Source organism: Ruegeria sp. (assembly GCF_965199275.1).
Lineage (GTDB): Bacteria > Pseudomonadota > Alphaproteobacteria > Rhodobacterales > Rhodobacteraceae > Ruegeria.
Window position 1 is genome coordinate 46,388 of sequence record NZ_CBDAQX010000021.1, and the last position, 16,811, is coordinate 63,198.

The window sequence follows — 16,811 nt, forward strand, 5'->3', positions numbered from 1 at the left end:
CGGTTCGGCGTTCGGATGCGCGACCAGGCGCAGATGGCCCAAGGATGGCGCGCAAGGGCGCGTCGCGGGACGCTCGAAAAACGGGGGGTATCGAAATCGAGCCCCCGTCCAATCGCGGTGTGAAACAGGACTTCTGTCGAAGAAAACGGAGGAGAAGAACGGGCTGCTTAAGCCCCATCTCCGGTATCCATTGCATCGAGCTGGGCCTGCAATTCAGCGATCCTGGCGCGGCTCCATGCGCGCTCATCTGCGGGCAAGCCTCCGCGCAGTTCGATGTCCAGGAGTTCGATCCAGATGGCGATATCGATGCGTGACATGGGTGAAAATCTCCGTGATGATTGAGCTGTTCTCTTGGTCAGAGAACGCGCCCAGCGGTCATCCGGTGAGCCGAGGGTCAAGGCCGCGTCAGCGCCGCGAAGCGGGGCGTGGGGGAGCCGAAATGCGGTAGCATTTTGGGGGAACCGCGCAGCCTTGAGGCTCGCGTTGCGCCGGGTGGTATACTGAAGAAATCGAGACGGAAAGCCCGTTGCCGTCAGGCAACACCGCATCAATTCCGGCGATTGGGCAGGTGCGAAAGCCCGAAAAAGCCCCGCTAGCGGATCAGCCGCAGCGGGGCTTTGAGGGTACGGGATTAGCGCTCGCGTGGCTCCCAGAGGGCGATATGGGTGGTGCCGTCTTCGCCGGACTGTTCCAGCTTGACCAGGCGGGCGCGCACCCAGTTGGGACCGAATTCCGGCGCGCCGATCTTGAGGTTGAGGTAGGTCTCACCGCTGGTTTTGGCGATCTGCGACCAGCCTGCGCCGACTTCGTAGCGATTGCCGTTGCCGGCATAGACGCGATGGTCGGGGGCGTTCTCGCTCATCTTGTCGACCGGGGCGATGACGAGGCCGGCGGTGGCGTTGAGGGTTTTGAGCGTGCCGGTGAAGCTGCCGTCTGCGGATTTGGTGAAAGTACCAAGTGTGATAGCCATGATAAGTCTCCTGTGCTGTTCGTCGCGGGACCATCCCTCGCGATGTCACCAGCGATAAGACCGCAAAGGCGGGCGGTTCACCTGAAAGGGCGAAGCGGAGCGGAGCACCCGCCAGGCGGAGAAATTTGGAGCGAAGCGGGCGCGAGGAATGGCCGCAGGCCAGGGGAAATTTTTGGGAATTATATACTTAAGTAACATTTTTATAGTGGACTGTCGCATATTGACGCGATAAAAACGAAAACCGCGCAAGGTATTTTAGCACTCTGCGCTCTCTTTAATCAGGCTTCTTGATACTCATTGGCCGCATGAATGCAGCCCTGATTTCATCCAATGACATTTCAGGCATGTCGATTTCTTCTTCCAACTCAGCCTTGGTCGGTTGATATTTGTTCGATCTGATGTGCAGATCGGCGGGTTCAGGCAGGTCTGCATTGTAACGTTGGTTTGTCATGCGAATTCCTAAATTGAATACATTGGTTTTAGCCGAGAAGTTCTCGCAAGCGGGTTTGGATTGGTTCAATTTTAGCCAGTTCGGTCAACAAAAACTCTACGTTGTCGGGGCCGTCGGCCTGACGCGCCCGCACAATACTGTCGTAATCAATTTCCAACAAATCACAAAACTCCCGACCTGTCATTGCCTCATCGATTGAAATTCTCTTCTTGAATCCTTCCCAGATCGCTTGCTTGTCTTCTTGATTGAAAGCACAAAAGTGTGCCTGGAACCGATATTGAATATGCTGGGCGTTGCGTTGAATGAACCCGTGCATTGACTGCCTCTCTGCGCTAGCTTTTTTTGTGTCGAACACATGACCGTCCTTCAACTCAACTATATGGCAGTTTTGCTCGCCTTTTCGGCGCTTGAAAACCATAAAGTCAGGCTCTGATCCCGAAAAATCCAAGGTCCGACTTCGTTTAATTTCACGTTTTCGGGCAAGCAACACGCCCTCAGGCATGATTTCTTGTTCCAAAAAGGTGTCCAGATTAGGGATGTTGGGAACAGCTTCCACGATCATCGATTCCAGTTCTGACCCCGATGAGATTACAGCTGACTGTATCTTGCTGGCCAATTCACCTAACGCTTCATTCCCAAACAACCGGGCGTAAGAACCAGATGTGTTCTTTGGTTTGGCATCCCGTAATCGTGCCATAATCTAACCGTTCAAGTCGCAACCAAGGAAGGTGCGGCCATGGTTTCGTGCCGCTTGCAGAACCGAAAACGACCCGGCAGCCGGATCAATTACAAAATCGCCTTCGTGGCTCACGGCGGCCATGAGTTGACCTTGTATGTCTATTGGTTTGGAATGTGGGTGATCCCGCTGGGATACTTGTTCTTGAATTACATCTGGAATGTTATGTATTTTCCACACGCCTTTTGCCTTACGCGGCTGTTTCTGTAGTACTATGCAGTATTCTCCTCTGCGCCGAGTGCGATAGCCCATACCAAATGTACCCTTGTTCCACGTTAAAAGATCCACAATGTCCAGCCTCGTTCCGTCCAGCCACGGGTGAATACCTTGGCAAAGGTGAAACTTATCCACCCATAAAAAGAGATGGCCTGATGGGATAAGCGTACGATCTATTCCGCGAATAAAATTGGCGATGGCCTCCTCCGGCATTTGCTGTAGGGCGCTGCGGCGTTTTCCACGAACTTTGCCTTCGTTCCCATATGCCAGCTTTTCAAGCACGCCACGGTATTGGGGATCGAAGAATGCGACTGGAACTGCGTCCGCAGGTATAGCGGAAAGGAACTCAAGACCGTCCATCTTAAGGCGCGTGTTGGGCTTAAGGACATCGGGAAGCACCAGCTTTGGCACGGTCACCGTGCGCGTGTTGGAAAATACCCCGGCAGTACTTTGCGAAGTTCCGACGCTCATGACCGCGCTCCGCTATTCAATCCGTTATCCTCGATTAGCTTCTTGTAAGGCAGGTTCTTTCCAGCCATCCCATGCACAACGCCGCCCATTTGGTCGATTGTATCCTTTGGCCTGTTGTTGTGACGGTGCTGAAACTCGTCCACATAGCGTTGCAGATGCTTGGGCGACATCTTGTGATAGACGCCATTATAACCCCGCTTCATAGGAGCCCAAAAGCTTTCCAGCCCGTTGGTGTGCGCCTGATCGCGGACATATTCACCCACTGAGTGCTTTACCACCTCATGCGGCCTGTCAATGCCCTTGTAGGCACTAGCCTCATCGGTATAGAGTGTTGCTCCTTCGACGGCATGCTCGTTCACAAACCCCTGCAAGGTCTCTTTGTCTGTGCTCTCTACCACTTTGGCAACAACCTGACCCGTTTCGCGATCCCTGATACCAGCAACAGCAGCCTTGCCAACAGCGCCACGTCCAGCCTTGAGTTTCTTCTTCGCGTGTTTGTTGCCTTCCTTGCCGCCTATGTAGGTTTCATCTGCTTCGACTGGGCCATTAAACCAAGGCATGTTTGCCTCCATTGCAGCCCGAAGACGATGCAGCATGAACCACGCGGACTTCTGCGTAACACCAAGCTCACGGTGCAACTTCATCGAAGATACGCCCTTAAGGTTAGTTGTGAACAAGTAAATACCAATGGCCCATGTGCGATATGGTAGCCGGGTATTCTCAAGGATCGTGCCGACCCGAACCGTAAACATGGGTTTTTTGGAGCACTCACGACACCTGTGCGTCATGCTTGGATGCCTGATGCCTGACTGCACGTTGAAAGAACCGCAATGCGGGCAAAACGGACCATCTGGCCAATGTAGTTCCTCAATCCACTTACGCGACTTTTCTTCATTACCGAACATTGCAGCAACCTGTAGGAAGGTCAGGCCCTTGCGGTTTGATTTTCCCGGTGCTTTTGTCATTTTTACACTCCTGAATGTTATTAAAATGTAACAAATGCGTCGGAGTCCGTCAATCATAAATGTTACTTAAGTATATAATTCCCAAATTTTTTCGTCCTGCGGGTTGAACGGTCCGGCGCAGGATTTAAGCGGCAAAGACATGCAGGGATTGGTCCTCGATGAATGGCGGGATAGGGAGACAAATGGCCTCATCACCCGCAGCTTTCACCGGCCTGCCTGACGGCTTTTCCGGCCACTTCAATACCCGTCACCGCCCGTCGGGTCGGTATTCTTCCGTGCAAGGATGAGCCCCAAAACGCCCCTTCCTCGCCCAAAATGCCGGTGGCACGATACGGAAAATGAAGCCGGATATGCCACTCCAAAGCAGGTGGCAAAGCTGTACCCAATCCCATCCGCCGTGCTATTTTGGACCGGATGCGCTGACCCAACCCAAGCCAGGCACGCCCGCAAGACGGCCCGCTGCACTGCTGGCAGGAGGCATAACGCGCCTTTTCCACCCCTCCCGGCCACGTCTGATCGCATGAGGAATGGGGCTTTTCATGCGGGAAACGCTAGCCACCCATCGTCCGCGAATGCGGGCAAAAGCGCCATGGGATGGAAGCCCGCAGGGCCGAAACCGCGAAGCGGGTTCGGTTCACGACAGCCCGGCGCGCGAGGCTTATCCTCGCGCGGGCGCCACATTTTAGGACACCTTTTGCACCCTGTTATGATTTCCGCGATAAGCGCTTCCCTAATGTGCTCGGCTGGTTTGATCCGCCACAAAATCCACAAATGATGGTAGATTCCATTTGTGGTTATTGTAGAACGGTCGAACAATTGGGGGATCTTGGCGTGAGCAAATCGGGTGACATCACGAAGAAAGGAAAGATCGCAGCGAAATCGCTAGCGCATCGACTGACGGGGTTCTCGCTGCCATTCTTTGGCGTCCAGTGGACGCCTTCCGCTGATGAACGAGAGATCATCCGGCGATTGCTGGCTGCGCTTGAAGACCGGCGCGTTCTCTTCGTTCCGTATCACCTCGAAGTCGTTTCACAGGTGACATCTTCGGTCCTGCAAATGCGCGAACTGCTGACAGAATCATTGCAAGCTCTACCTGAGACCGCTCGGGCCGCCGGGTCCATCCGTGCCATGCGCGCTGCGTGTCGAAAGTTCCTTGAGGAACCGCATCCGGATTTCCGCAACCTGCCGCCCCACTACAGCAGAGGGCGCTTTGGAGACGCAGAAGGCAGCCCACCATTCTTCGTTGCTCTTGGCGAACTGCGGGCGACATTTGGCACCCACGTGGCAGCGCTCGCGTACCAATATGGCGTCGATGTCGAGGGCGAGCTCGCATCGATCCTTCCTCCCACGGACGATGCATCATGAAGGCGCTGCCGCGAGCAAGAAGCGGACGGGGCAAAACGTCGGCAGGAGGCAATTCATGAGTGATGTATTGACCTCCTCTGCGGTCTGGCGAGTTGAAAACTCGGTCGGCATCACCGGGCACACCCGTCATCGGCACAATCCGAGTCCGATTTCCGTGGGCTTCAATGCCCCCGGCATGTGCAAGACCCTGACGTTTGGCCCGACCGCTCTTGCGGCATCAATCGCGAGGACGGCAACGCTCCGGGATGCGCCGCCAGAGATGTTGGCACGATGGGGATACAGCGCCCTGACCGAAGTGGAATGGCTGATTGAAGACGGCTCCACGTTCATGCTTACGCAGCACATCAACTCGCTGGCCGATGCCGAACGGACGGCCTTCGCCGGCCGCGTCGGAGCCGGCGTCACCGACCTGCTCATGAACGCGCTCGGCTATACGTGGCGAGACAATGCTGCCTGCCTCTCTAGTTCTCTCGCCCCACACGCCGACTTCATTTACGGGGACGGTGCGGTTACTGACTACGGTGTCGTGCTGGCGGAGGCGCGTGGATCGTTCGCCGCCAACGTTTCGGCCGCGGCCATAAGCGGACAGGCAAAGCGCAAGTACAGCAAGCAAGTGAAACCCCATCTGGCGGCAGAATCGGCTCACGGCAAAGTCATCCACGGTTACTCGATCGCGTTCGGCTCAAGACCGGGATCAGCAGGCGCCGTTCTGCATGCTGCCGAGACGCGCATTTCCAAGCTGCGCGGCAAGCGGTCGCCTCCGACGGAACCGACCCCGCGCTTGAGCCCGGAGTCGACGCCAACCTCGCTTGCTCTCGCGACGCATCGCGCGAATTTTTCTCTTATGGACGCGCCGAGCATCGTGACCTGGATCGATTGGGTTCGCGCTGGAGGAGAACGCCCCGATGCTGACTCGCCGGTGAGCTTCCTGGAGATTCCATACGCCGGCCGAATATTTCTAGCCTGCATGGAATCCATCTGGCCTTTCCACGACCATCCCTACTGGCTGGATGACCTTTGGCATGATCCCAGATGGTGGCCGCATTTCCCGCGAAGGCGCCTGCTGCGACGAAGCGGCGATGGCTTTGCGGGATGGTTCGTCATGGAGGAAAAGTCCGCCGAACGGTTCCTCAACGCCCTGAGCACCATCATCCGCGGCGGGCGAGAGAATATGCCCGCAGCCCTCGGACTTCCGCGTGTCGAACACGCCGGTTTCGCCGTGGATCGAGACGAAGGGGGCGATGTTTCGCCAGAATCCGAATACAGCTACGCTCTGTATCGGGACGGTCTGGCATTGTTGGGCAGCCCACCGCCACGGCGAATAGTCGGACATAGAACCTGGTCGCCGGAAGAAGGATTGCGGAGCAACTGAGCTGGTTTCGACCCGCAGAGGCAAGTGCGCCCGCGCCGGCATCCAGAAGCAATACTTGCACCGGAATGGGGTGGCGCATCACGCGCCGCCCTCGCATTGCCATACCTTGATGCCCATTTTGCGGGCCTTATCGGCGAGGTTTTGGCTGATACCGGAGCCTGGGAAGGCGATGACGCCGATGGGGAGTGCGTCCAGCATCCGGTCATTGCGCTTGAAGGGCGCTGCGTTCTTGTGGCGGGTCCAGTCGGGCTTGAAGACGATCTGCGGAACTTTGCGATTGTCGGCCCACAGGGAAGCGATCTTTTCGGCACCCTTCGGCGATCCGCCATGGATCAGCACCATGTCGGCGTGTTTTGCATGCGCCTTGTCGAGAGCATCCCAGATACGGGCGTGATCGCCAAAATCCATGCCGCCGGTGAAGGCAATACGCGGGCCGGTGGGCAGAAGCGGCTCGATCTCGGCCTTGCGTTTGGCGGCGATGAAGTCGCGGCTGTCGATCATGCTCGCCGTCATCGTCTGGCGATTGGCCATCGAGCCGGAACGCGGTTTCCAGGCGGAGAAGGTGTATTTCTCGAACCATGAGGCGCCGATCTCGCGGAAGGCTTCGAACGCATTGCGACGCTCGATAATCGAGATGCCCTGCGCCGTCATCCGCTCCAGCTCATTTGATTTGACCTCGGAGCCGTCCTGCTCGCGCTGCATCCGGCGCTGCGTCTGCTCATTGTCGTCAGCCAAGCGGTCGAGGTTTGCGATCTTGCGGTGGAAGATATTGACGAGGTTCCAGAGCACATCGTCGAGATCGTCTTCGAGGCGCGTATCGGCCATCAGGGCAGTGAGGGATTCGAATGCGGCCTCTAACTCCTGTTCGGCGCGGGCGGCTTCGGGCAGCGGGCGCGGATCGGGTTCGTCGCCATTAATATGGGCATGGGGGCTATAGCCATACATCTGCAACTCGTCGAGGAGATGGGCGGTTGGCGATGATATGTGATGGGGCTCGTCGTCAAAGGGTTCGATGAAAGGGTTATGAAGCGTCATGGCGGGGTCTCCCGGTTTTGCGAGGCCGCGCCTGTCGCAGCCTTGTCCTGAGGATCGCCCGCCAGCGCCGCAAAGCGGGTTTGCACCCCGCGCGCCTGGCGCGCTGTCTTTAGACAGTCGGCCATGGGCCGACGGGGCCGCAACGCAGTGGAGGACGGCGCAGCCGTTGCAAAGCCGATTGGCGCTGGCAGATACCCCTATAGGACAAGGCCGGGGCGTGGCCCCTTTGCGAACGGCGAGACTTGCCGGAATGTTCACTCCGTCACGGCCCGATGGCGGAACCATAAGGCGCATGGCCGCCCATCGCGGATGAGGAAATGGCTGTCGTCTTCGGCGAGTTGCTCCCCGATCCAGCCCCGCAGCCGGTCCGGGCCGAGTGTGAGGAGATCGGCGTTGAAATCCTCCGCCCGTGGCACCAGTTCGCGGATGTCGATCCCGGTGGCTCTGGATCGCAGCTTTTCCAGCGCAAACCGCCCGGCCGGGTCATTATCGCGCGCGACATAGAGCCGACGGAGTTTCGTCGGCCAGATCAGGGCGGTGAGGTGCGCGGCCGAAAGGGCAGCGATGATCGGTATTTCGGGCAGGATCATCTTTAGCGACAAGGCTGTTTCCAGCCCCTCCGCTGCCATCATGGTATGGCTGGCAGTCCCGAAGCGCACGCCGTTTCCGGCGAGGATGCCGAGGGCCTTGCGCGGTGCGTCAACCGGGGCCTTGCCGCCGTTGGGGTGCAGCCAGGTGCGATGCACACCGGTCACGTTGCCTTTGCCATCGGTGACGGCGGCAATGAGCGCGGGCCATTCCTGACGGCCATCCGGCCCGCGGTAATAGCATCGCGGATGAAACCGCAGGGCACGAACCGTGGCGTCATCAGATGGCAAAACGATACCGCGCTGGCAGAGCCAGGCTTGCGCCAGTGTACCCCGGATCGAACCCGATGCGGCAAACAGCCGCCGCGCCGCTTCCGAAGTACCCGGTGGCGCGGGTGCCTCTGATCGCCTTGCCTGCATAATCGGAAGACGCAGAAACGCCCGCGCCTCATCACACGCCGCACGGAAATCAAGGCCACGATTGGCCACGATGAGGTCCAGGAGGTCACCATGTTCCCCAGTTGCTGCGTCGGCATATTTGCCGGCACGGTCGCCGAAAAGCCGGACATAGAGACTGCACCCCGGCGTGCCATGCACATCGCCGCAGATCCAGTATCGGCCCTGGCGGCGACCTTTGGGCAGCCAGGTTCGGCACACGGCCTCGGCATTTTGCCCGAGACCGCGCGCGAGATCGCCCGCGCTCTCAGGAAAAGTGGATGCCGGTTTTCCGTCCGAGTGCACGTCATCAAAATTGCTGCTCGACATGGGCATCACCCCCTTTCCGCGATTTGCGTCAGCGCCCAGCGGTCGGTGAGGCTTTCGAAAATCACCTGCCCCCGATCACCGGCTGCCCGATCATCGGCTGAATGTCGCGAAATGGGCACGAACAGCCTCAGTTTCCAATTGATGATCTCCGACATCAGCCCGCGCGCCTTCAGGGCATCGACCAGACCGGAGGTAAAGCCGGTCAGCTCAATGCGGTTCTCATTCATCACCCGCACGCGGCGCAGTGACAGGCCATCAGCCAGATGCGCCGTGACCTTGCCGTCCATGATGAGCCGCCAGGCATCTTCGTTCGAGATTTTCGGCGCGTCGATGCCGAGATTGCGGCAGACGGCCTCCATCTCGATTTGCGACAGCATGCGCCCGATCACCCGCTCGCCATCGTCACTTTGCAACCGATAGACGCGGGCATTGCTCTCCGGCAGGCGCCGCCAGATCGGCAATAACAATCCCGTCACCAGATGGAAGGTGCCGGTCGAAAATTCGGGAATTCCGGCGACCTCGGCATTCCAGACCTCGGCGAATTCTGCTTCGTCGGCTTCCTTCCAGTGGCTTGATGTAAAATCCTCGACGCTGATCGTATCGGCCTGCATGGGGCGAACAAGCCGGAAGCGCCGCTGCAGACTGCCATCATCAAGCATCAGGCTGGTCGCCGCTGTGCGAACCGCCGCGCGGTGCGAGCGTTCATTGACCAGCAATTTGCCATCACTTTTTGTTTCCCTGTCGCGGGTTCCCCGCTCCCCGCCGCATTGGTTGCGTTCCCTGTCGCGGGTTCCCCGCTCCCCGCCTCTTGCGATGACCAATGCATCATCGACGGACATCGGCCTGTTGCGGTCCTTGCGTTCAATGGAGAAGAGCCGGGTTTGTGCGCCGCTGTCATGTTTCCAGACGGTGCGACGGTCGGTGACGATCAGGCTCTCGGCACGGATCGTCTCGAGCCCGGCGTCATGCACGCCCGCCGCGATTGCCGCTTCGATGCGGGCGTTCAAGAGTTCCTCAAAGGCGGCGAACAGATCATTCTGCATCGCGATGGGCAGCGCCAGCAAGCGATTGAGGAACGTCGTGATCGGCGGCAGGTCTTCCTTCAGCGTCCCACCCTCGGAGATCAGCGACAGGCCGGTCGCCTCCTCGAAACGTGTGAGCGAACACCCTTCGATACCACCCTGTGCGAGCAACATGTAAAACTGCCGCAGTGCAGCGCGGGCCTGATCACCTTCGAGATTATCTTCGGCGCGAAACAGGCCCTGACCGCCGGTCTGGCGTTGGCCACGCGTGATCGCGCCCAAGGTATCCAGGCGCCGGGCGATGGTGGAAAGAAACCGCTTTTCAGCCTTCACGTCCGTGGCGATGGGCCGGAACAGCGGCGGTTGCGCCTGATTGGTGCGGTTCGAGCGACCAAGCCCCTGAATGGCGGCATCGGCCTTCCAGCCGGCTTCCAGGAGATAATGCACCCGCAAGCGCTGGTTCTTCGCGCCCCGGTCGGCGTGATAGCTGCGCCCGGTACCGCCGGCGTCGGAGAAGACCAGGATGCGCTTGTCGTCATCCATGAAGGCTTGTGTTTCAGAGAGGTTCGCCGAAGGCGGGCGGTTTTCGACGCAGAAGCGGTCACCTATGGGGCCGGCACCCGGCTTTCGGACGATCCGGCGGGACCGGCCTGTCACCTCGGCGACCTTGTCCGTCCCGAAGTGCTGGATGATCTGGTCGAGCGCGCCGGGCACGGGATCGAGCGTCGCGAGTTGCTCGATCATGCGATCCCGCGCTGCCAGGGCCGCTTTGCACTGGATCGGGTTGCCTTGCGGATCGAATGCGGGGCGCGAACGCAGATTGCATTCATCGTCCGTGTAGGATTCAAACAATTGCGTCGGGAAGGAATGCTGGAGGTAAGAGCCGACGACCTCGCGCGGGCTCAGGTCGATGGTCAGGTCCTGCCATTCCTCGGCGGGGATGTCGGCGAGCTTCCTTTCCATCACCGCTTCGCCGGTAGAGACAAGCTGGATCACCGGTGCATGACCATCGGTGATGTCACGCTCGACGCTTTTAATCAGCGTCACCACCTTCATACCGGTGATCAGACCATTGAAGAACCGCTGCTTCGCCCCCTCGAATGCCGATTTGGCGGCGGCCTTGGCCTGGCCGTTCAGCGTCCCGCGCTCGCCGGTGACGTTTGTGGCTTCGAGCGCCTCATTCAGATTGTTATGGATCACCTGAAACGCGGCGGCATAGGCGTCATAGATCGCCACCTGCTCCTTTGTGAGGGCATGTTCGACGATCTCGACCTCGACACCTTCGTATGACAGCGACCGCGCCGTATAGAGCCCGAGCGCCTTCACGTCGCGGCTCATCACCTCCATTGCCGCAACACCGCCCGCTTCGACGGCCTGAACAAACTCGCCACGGTTGACAAACGGAAAATCCTCGCCACCCCAAAGCCCGAGCCGCTCGGCATAAGCAAGGTTACGCACATCGGTGGCGCCGGTCGCCGACACATAGACCACGCGGGCATCCGGCACAGCGCGCTGCAATCGCAACCCGGCGCGGCCCTGCTGCGACGGCGCGACATCGCCGCGCTCGCCCTTGCCCCGTTCTCCCTTGGTACCGGCGGCATTGGCCATGGCATGGGCTTCATCGAAGACGATGACGCCATCAAAGTCATGGCCAAGCCAGTCGATAATCTGCTGAAGGCGTGAGGTTTTCCCTTCGCGCCCGGCGGAGCGCAAGGTGGCATAGGTGACGAACAGGATGCCTTCGCAAAGCCGGATTGGCGTGCCCTGTTTGAAGCGCGAAAGAGGCTGGACCAGCAGCTTTTCCATGCCGAGCGCCGACCAATCGCGCTGCGCGTCTTCGAGCAGCTTATCGGACCGGCTGAGCCAGACCGCCTTGCGGCGGCCCTTGATCCAGTTGTCGAGGATGATGCCCGCGACTTGCCGCCCCTTGCCGCAACCGGTGCCGTCACCAAGAAACCAGCCACGTCGGAAGCGTACAGCGTTTTCTGCCTCGTCAGCGGCGGCATGAATATTGTCGAACGTATCGTCGAGCGTCCACGATCCTGCCAAGTGACGCGAATGGGCTTCCCCAGCGTAGATGACACTCTCAAGCTGCGCGTCGGAAAGCACGTCGCTCTTTATTATATGCACCGGCAGATGCGGTCGGTAGCTCGGCTGCGGCGGTGCGACCGAGGCCATGGCGGCGGACTGCACCAGCTTTGTCGGGTGCGGCTGCGCGCCTTCGATGCAGATGGATTGCAGCGCGTAACCTTCATAGAGCGTGTCGGCGAGATCGGCACCTTGGGTGGCCGTCCATTCGACCGGATCATAGGCAATTTCCGTGGCATCGGGAGCGGCGGAAAGCCTGGCAGACTGCGGCTTGCGCGCGACCGGAGCGGGGCGGATCGGCGTGAGTGCCTTCAACGTGCCAAGCCCAATCTCGCCCTCCACCTTCATGCGCGGCGGGACATGCCGGGTGACAGCCGCAAGCAACTCGGCGGCGGTTTGTGCCCCCGACATGATCGGTGGCATGATCGGTGGCATGATCGGGGAGATGCCACTGTCCGGGGCTTTGTCGATCACCGTCAGGCGGGTCTCGAATGTGGTGCCATGCTTGGCATAGGCGTTCCCATCGATGACGCAGGAAAAGTGCACCGCGCCGTTCAGTCGCTCATAGGGGAAATTGTGTCCGGTGATCGTCACCAGCCGCCCGCCAACGGCCAAGCGCGCCAGGGCTGAACGGACATGATGAAAGTCGGCGTCGGCTGAACGCCCTTTCACATTCATCGCCACCGAGAAAGGCGGGTTCATGATGACAACAGAGGGCGTAACATCGTCCGCCAGCCGATCATCGATGCTGGCCGCATCATGGGTGGAGGTGACGGCGTCGGGAAACAGCCGCCGCAATAGCGCCACGCGTGTCTCGGCGATCTCGTTGAGCGCCAGCCGCGCGCCCTTGGTTTCCGCGAAGATCGCCAGCAATCCCGTGCCCGCGGAAGGCTCCAGCACCACGTCATCGGGCGTGAGCCCGGCAGCGATGGCTGCCACCAGTGCCAAGGGTGCCGGGGTCGAGAATTGTTGAAGCGCCTGGGATTCTTCCGACCGGCGCGTATGGGTGGGGAGCAGCCCGGCGATGCGGCTGATCATCGACAGAAGCGCGGCGGGCGATGCCGCTTTCTCCTGGCAAGCGCGGCCATATTTGCGCAGGAACAAGACCTGGGCTACCTCACAGGCTTCATAGGCGTCTTTCCAGTACCAGAAGCCTTCGGCGTCAGAACCGCCGAAGGCCTCCTCCATCGCCTGGCGCAGGATGCGGGTTTCAATGGTGGTGCCGCGCTCCAGACCGGCAAGGATGCGGTTGGCGGCGGTGAGGATGGATGAAGCCTGAGTTTCAGGCGTGCGCCGCGTTGTAGCGGCTTTTTCAGCAGCGCAGGCGGACGTGCAGGAGCGTGCAGACGGCTTCACAGCCGCCGCAGGTAGGGCGAAATTCATGGGAGTTCTCCGATTTCAGGGAAAAGATGTGAGGCCGCGCGGGCGGCCTGCGGGTCAGTATTCGCTGGGCAGCATCAGCACGTTGTCGGTGAGATAAAAGGCGATCTCATCAAGCGGGAAGTCGGTGTAATCGATCTTCTGCGTGAACGTCACCTTGCCGTTGCCGTTTTCGCAGGTGAGGCGCGCCGTCTTGTCCTCGGCTACATTCAATTTCCAATGCTGGAAGGGCTCAAAGCGAATCGACGGGTCGAGCTGGTAGGCGGCAATGTCGCCGAGCAACCAGACGGCGCCGCCCTTTTCGGCAACGAACCGGACGCCCTCGGTGTAGCGAAGGCCAGTGAGCGGATAACGGTAATGGCAGGTGCTGCCGATGAACTGCGCAAGGTCTTCGCGCGTGAGATCGTGCGTGTCGAGCATGGGATGTCTCCGGGTTGAGGGTTTGAAAACCGAACCGGAACAGGCTTTCTCTCACCCGCTCCGGTTCACCCTTCCCGGAAACGCCTCTCACTTTTTAACCGAACGGTTGTTCACCCGAACCGCCCACCGCTGCTGGTGCCACTGCTGGTGAAGGTGTAGGCATTGGCGGTGATGCTTTCCTCGACCATCTCGTCGGCGTTCCGGAACTCGTATTCCGTTTCCAGCCGCGCATAGAGCCAGCGGGCAAGATCACGCATTGCCTCGGCGATGATGTCCTCGGCATCGGCGGTCGCCTCGGCATCATCGCGGCGCACGTCGAATTGCATGGTGTTCTCGTGGCAATAGGGACCACGCTGGGTGATGATGGCGTAGAGCTGATAGAAGTTGCGTTTCTGGACAGCGGCCAAACGCGCGGCGATGTCGTGCAATTCGGCATCCTTGGGCGCATAGGCTTTGATCCTGGCGGCGCTGCCCTTGGCGTAAGTCAACCTGCCTTCGAAGCTCGCGCCATCGCCTTGGCTGTAAAAGCCGGAAAACCGGATGCCGGGCTTTTGCCGCGTGCCGCCGCCCATCAACCGGACGGGGTGGGCTTTCAGTTCGACGCCGAGGATTTCGCAGATGGTGGAAAAATCATCGCAGGTGCAATCCCACCATTCATAGTCGAGGTTGCTGATCCGATACCATTCGCGGGCGCGTTCCCTGGCAGCGTCGGAGAGTTCATCGAAAGGGAAGACGGTGGTTTCAATGACGGTCGGCATATGAGCCTCCAAAAATGAAAGGTCCGGCCCCTCATTTGATCTGCGCAGTCTGTGCCGCACAAATTAACCAGGGCGCCGGGCCGTGATGGACAGGAATTGACGGAAGGTTCACTCGGCGGCGGTGAGGAATTCCGGCAGATCCTCCGCGGAAACGTCGGCCTCCGGCGCCTCCGTTGCATCCGTGGTCCCCATGGACTCGACACCGGACGTCCTCAGCGGTTCGGGCAGCCAGCCGGTGCCCTCAAGCAGCCGTTCGGCCTGTTCGGCCATGTCGGATTTCCTGAGGCCTTCGATCAGTTCCGCCATACCAGCGCCCCTGGCCTCGGTCACCGCCTCCAGAATGCGCGCCTTGGGCACCCGGTTCAGATAGTTATCGGCGGTCGGTTCCCACCCGCCGGCGGCCATGTCGAGCGACAGGGCGCAGGCAAGCTGGTCGGCATGGTGCCGGCGGTCCTGTGCGCGGTTCCACGGCTCATGCACCGCGTTGACGGTGAGCGCGGCGCAATGGGCGAAGAGCGCCATCCGGCTGTCATGATCGAAATCGCAAAGGAACTCCCAGAGCAACTCGGGCTCGTCCGGCAATTGCTTTTCCCAGTTGGCGTGCCGGTCATCGATGGCCTTCGCCGAGACGCATTCCTTCAGATCCGGTCCCTGCACGGAAAAGCCGCTGCTCTTGCCCGTGATCTCCAGGCAGCTATCGGTGGCGTAGCGGTAGAAGGTCTGGAGCACCAGCCCATGCAATACGGCGATGAAGGCGATGTCCGGGTCATTCGCCAGGGCATCGCGCAGGGCGAGCGTCCGATGCGCCGTCAGTTCCATCACGAGACGCTCCGAGAGCGGTTTCAGGTCGTCCTCGTCCTCTTCGATGGGCTGGGCGGTATCGCCGGACAGGGCCGCCGCGGGATCGACCCGTCGGGTCTCGCCGTCCGCACCGACATGGACGATTTCTTGCGTGTCGCGGACAAAAGCGTCGGCGTCGGCTGCATCGCCATCGGCCTCATGCGCCTCGTCCCCCCTGGCTTCATCTTCCGGCCGGACATAGCCGCGCTCGACCTTGAGCCTGCCGTCGCTGTCGATGCTGACGAACACGCCCGCGCAAGCGATATCGGCGGGATCGTAGATGACGGGCCTGTCTTCGAAACCGTCGAGTTCAGCTTCGATCTCATCCAGTCGCTGGTCGACCCCCTCGGGCAGATCCTCGTCCGCGCCGGAGTAGCGCTTCTCGAAATCCGCCATTTCATCGCGCAGGACTTCACGACGGGCGTGTTCCTCGTCGGTCAGCGGTTCCATCTCGCCCATGGCGCGACGCAGTCCGGCAGTGTGGCCGTAGGGAAAATCCTGGGCCGTCCGGGTCCATTTCCACCCTTCCGCCTTCACCGCGTCGGCCTTGGCGGTGAGCTTTTCGCCGACCAAGCGCTCCAGCAGCGCCACATCCTGCAACCAGCCATCGTCATTCTGCGAAAACAGATCGCGCAGGACGCTGCCCCCTTCGGCTTCATAGGTATCGAGGCCGACGAAACGAACCCGCTTGTCCGATACCCGAACGGCGTCTTCCGTCAGCAGTTTGCGGATATAGTATGGTTCCTGGTTGTAGCCGCGCTGCACAGCCTCCCACACTTGCTCCTGCCGCTCATGGTTGGTTGCGATGCTGAAGGCCATGAGCTGTTCCAGCGTCATCTCGTCAGCAGCATAGATGTCGAGCAGCCTGGGCGACACACTGGCCAGTTTCAGCCGCTGCCTGACGATCTGCGGCGTGACGAAAAAGCGCGCGGCGATCTCGTCTTCGCCCAGTCCCTGGTCCTTCAGGGACTGGAACGCGCGGAACTGGTCGAGCGGATGGAGCGCCTGCCGCTGGACATTCTCGGCGAGGCTGTCCTCTTAGAGAATGCCGTCTTCGCGGATGACGCAGGGGACGGGCGCGGTTTTATTGAGACGCTTCTGCTTGACCAGCAGCTCCAGCGCCCGGTAACGGCGCCCACCCGCCTGCACCTCATATCGGTCCAAAGGCTGACCGTCCTCGCCAAGGATGGGCCGCACGCTCAGGGATTGCAACAGCGTGCGCCGGGCGATATCCTCGGCCAGATCCTCGATCGACACGCCCGCCTGAACGCGGCGGACGTTGCGGTCTGAAAGCACCAGCTTGTTGAAGGGAATATCCCGGGACCGGGACAGGGTGATTTTCCTGGATGTGTTTTTGGGGCTTGCCATGT

15 protein-coding genes are annotated in these 16,811 nt (G+C 60.0%); 2 read left to right on the forward strand and 13 right to left on the reverse strand.

Going from position 1 to position 16,811, the window contains the following annotated elements; translation table 11 throughout:
* Nucleotides 1-167: 167 nt before the first annotated feature.
* The 6 genes from ACOERD_RS14975 to ACOERD_RS15000 form a co-directional block, all read right to left on the reverse strand.
* Complete coding sequence (locus ACOERD_RS14975; protein ID WP_419739565.1) at nucleotides 168-317, reverse strand: hypothetical protein; 150 nt, start codon at nucleotides 315-317, stop codon at nucleotides 168-170.
* A 314-nt stretch (nucleotides 318-631) separates the two neighbouring features.
* Nucleotides 632-970 (reverse strand): DUF736 domain-containing protein, encoded by a 339-nt coding sequence (locus ACOERD_RS14980; protein ID WP_419739566.1) that lies wholly within the window; start codon nucleotides 968-970, stop codon nucleotides 632-634.
* Between the two features lie 274 nt (nucleotides 971-1,244).
* Nucleotides 1,245-1,421: a hypothetical protein gene (locus ACOERD_RS14985; protein WP_419737675.1), complete on the reverse strand. Its 177-nt coding sequence runs from the start codon at nucleotides 1,419-1,421 to the stop codon at nucleotides 1,245-1,247.
* A 28-nt stretch (nucleotides 1,422-1,449) separates the two neighbouring features.
* Nucleotides 1,450-2,118, reverse strand: coding sequence for a hypothetical protein (locus tag ACOERD_RS14990; protein WP_419737676.1), 669 nt, complete (start codon nucleotides 2,116-2,118; stop codon nucleotides 1,450-1,452).
* Nucleotides 2,119-2,121: 3 nt separating this feature from the next.
* Nucleotides 2,122-2,844: a DNA methyltransferase gene (locus ACOERD_RS14995; protein ID WP_419737677.1), complete on the reverse strand. Its 723-nt coding sequence runs from the start codon at nucleotides 2,842-2,844 to the stop codon at nucleotides 2,122-2,124.
* Complete coding sequence (locus ACOERD_RS15000; protein WP_419737678.1) at nucleotides 2,841-3,809, reverse strand: IS1595 family transposase; 969 nt, start codon at nucleotides 3,807-3,809, stop codon at nucleotides 2,841-2,843. The genes ACOERD_RS14995 and ACOERD_RS15000 overlap by 4 nt, the downstream gene beginning before the upstream one ends.
* Nucleotides 3,810-4,403: 594 nt before the next feature.
* Between ACOERD_RS15000 and ACOERD_RS15005 the strand changes: the two genes are divergently transcribed.
* Both ACOERD_RS15005 and ACOERD_RS15010 read left to right on the forward strand, forming a co-directional pair.
* The gene (locus ACOERD_RS15005) at nucleotides 4,404-5,174 is read left to right on the forward strand and encodes a DUF6650 family protein (RefSeq protein WP_419739567.1); all 771 of its coding nucleotides are present in this window, start codon (nucleotides 4,404-4,406) and stop codon (nucleotides 5,172-5,174) included.
* Nucleotides 5,175-5,229: 55 nt separating this feature from the next.
* Nucleotides 5,230-6,546 carry a hypothetical protein gene (locus ACOERD_RS15010; protein WP_419739568.1) on the forward strand — a complete coding sequence of 439 codons (1,317 nt, stop codon included), beginning with the start codon at nucleotides 5,230-5,232 and terminating at the stop codon, nucleotides 6,544-6,546.
* Between the two features lie 78 nt (nucleotides 6,547-6,624).
* On the opposite strand, the gene ACOERD_RS15015 is transcribed toward ACOERD_RS15010, so the two are convergent.
* The 7 genes from ACOERD_RS15015 to ACOERD_RS15045 form a co-directional block, all read right to left on the reverse strand.
* Nucleotides 6,625-7,581 (reverse strand): DUF2493 domain-containing protein, encoded by a 957-nt coding sequence (locus ACOERD_RS15015; protein ID WP_419739569.1) that lies wholly within the window; start codon nucleotides 7,579-7,581, stop codon nucleotides 6,625-6,627.
* Between the two features lie 254 nt (nucleotides 7,582-7,835).
* The gene (locus ACOERD_RS15020; RefSeq protein ID WP_419739570.1) at nucleotides 7,836-8,933 is read right to left on the reverse strand and encodes a DUF7146 domain-containing protein; all 1,098 of its coding nucleotides are present in this window, start codon (nucleotides 8,931-8,933) and stop codon (nucleotides 7,836-7,838) included.
* Nucleotides 8,934-8,938: 5 nt separating this feature from the next.
* Nucleotides 8,939-13,426: a strawberry notch-like NTP hydrolase domain-containing protein gene (locus ACOERD_RS15025; protein WP_419739571.1), complete on the reverse strand. Its 4,488-nt coding sequence runs from the start codon at nucleotides 13,424-13,426 to the stop codon at nucleotides 8,939-8,941.
* 54 nt (nucleotides 13,427-13,480) lie between these two features.
* Nucleotides 13,481-13,843 (reverse strand): DUF6876 family protein, encoded by a 363-nt coding sequence (locus ACOERD_RS15030; RefSeq protein ID WP_419739572.1) that lies wholly within the window; start codon nucleotides 13,841-13,843, stop codon nucleotides 13,481-13,483.
* Nucleotides 13,844-13,953: 110 nt separating this feature from the next.
* Nucleotides 13,954-14,601 (reverse strand): antitoxin of toxin-antitoxin stability system, encoded by a 648-nt coding sequence (locus tag ACOERD_RS15035; RefSeq protein ID WP_419739573.1) that lies wholly within the window; start codon nucleotides 14,599-14,601, stop codon nucleotides 13,954-13,956.
* 108 nt (nucleotides 14,602-14,709) lie between these two features.
* Complete coding sequence (locus ACOERD_RS15040; RefSeq protein ID WP_419739574.1) at nucleotides 14,710-16,278, reverse strand: DNA-binding protein; 1,569 nt, start codon at nucleotides 16,276-16,278, stop codon at nucleotides 14,710-14,712.
* A gap of 201 nt (nucleotides 16,279-16,479) precedes the next feature.
* Nucleotides 16,480-16,809: a ParB/Srx family N-terminal domain-containing protein gene (locus ACOERD_RS15045; protein ID WP_419739575.1), complete on the reverse strand. Its 330-nt coding sequence runs from the start codon at nucleotides 16,807-16,809 to the stop codon at nucleotides 16,480-16,482.
* Between the last annotated feature and the right edge of the window lie 2 nt (nucleotides 16,810-16,811).

Excerpts from the sequence above, each read along its gene's own strand:
- ACOERD_RS14975 (WP_419739565.1), bottom strand. The coding sequence starts at position 317 with ATGTCACGCATCGATATCGCCATCTGGATCGAACTCCTGGACATCGAA.
- ACOERD_RS14980 (WP_419739566.1), bottom strand. The coding sequence starts at position 970 with ATGGCTATCACACTTGGTACTTTCACCAAATCCGCAGACGGCAGCTTC.
- ACOERD_RS14985 (WP_419737675.1), bottom strand. The coding sequence starts at position 1,421 with ATGACAAACCAACGTTACAATGCAGACCTGCCTGAACCCGCCGATCTG.
- ACOERD_RS14990 (WP_419737676.1), bottom strand. The coding sequence starts at position 2,118 with ATGGCACGATTACGGGATGCCAAACCAAAGAACACATCTGGTTCTTAC.
- ACOERD_RS14995 (WP_419737677.1), bottom strand. The coding sequence starts at position 2,844 with ATGAGCGTCGGAACTTCGCAAAGTACTGCCGGGGTATTTTCCAACACG.
- ACOERD_RS15000 (WP_419737678.1), bottom strand. The coding sequence starts at position 3,809 with ATGACAAAAGCACCGGGAAAATCAAACCGCAAGGGCCTGACCTTCCTA.
- ACOERD_RS15005 (WP_419739567.1), top strand. The coding sequence starts at position 4,404 with ATGGAAGCCCGCAGGGCCGAAACCGCGAAGCGGGTTCGGTTCACGACA.
- ACOERD_RS15010 (WP_419739568.1), top strand. The coding sequence starts at position 5,230 with ATGAGTGATGTATTGACCTCCTCTGCGGTCTGGCGAGTTGAAAACTCG.
- ACOERD_RS15015 (WP_419739569.1), bottom strand. The coding sequence starts at position 7,581 with ATGACGCTTCATAACCCTTTCATCGAACCCTTTGACGACGAGCCCCAT.
- ACOERD_RS15020 (WP_419739570.1), bottom strand. The coding sequence starts at position 8,933 with ATGTCGAGCAGCAATTTTGATGACGTGCACTCGGACGGAAAACCGGCA.
- ACOERD_RS15025 (WP_419739571.1), bottom strand. The coding sequence starts at position 13,426 with ATGAATTTCGCCCTACCTGCGGCGGCTGTGAAGCCGTCTGCACGCTCC.
- ACOERD_RS15030 (WP_419739572.1), bottom strand. The coding sequence starts at position 13,843 with ATGCTCGACACGCACGATCTCACGCGCGAAGACCTTGCGCAGTTCATC.
- ACOERD_RS15035 (WP_419739573.1), bottom strand. The coding sequence starts at position 14,601 with ATGCCGACCGTCATTGAAACCACCGTCTTCCCTTTCGATGAACTCTCC.
- ACOERD_RS15040 (WP_419739574.1), bottom strand. The coding sequence starts at position 16,278 with ATGACGCTGGAACAGCTCATGGCCTTCAGCATCGCAACCAACCATGAG.
- ACOERD_RS15045 (WP_419739575.1), bottom strand. The coding sequence starts at position 16,809 with ATGGCAAGCCCCAAAAACACATCCAGGAAAATCACCCTGTCCCGGTCC.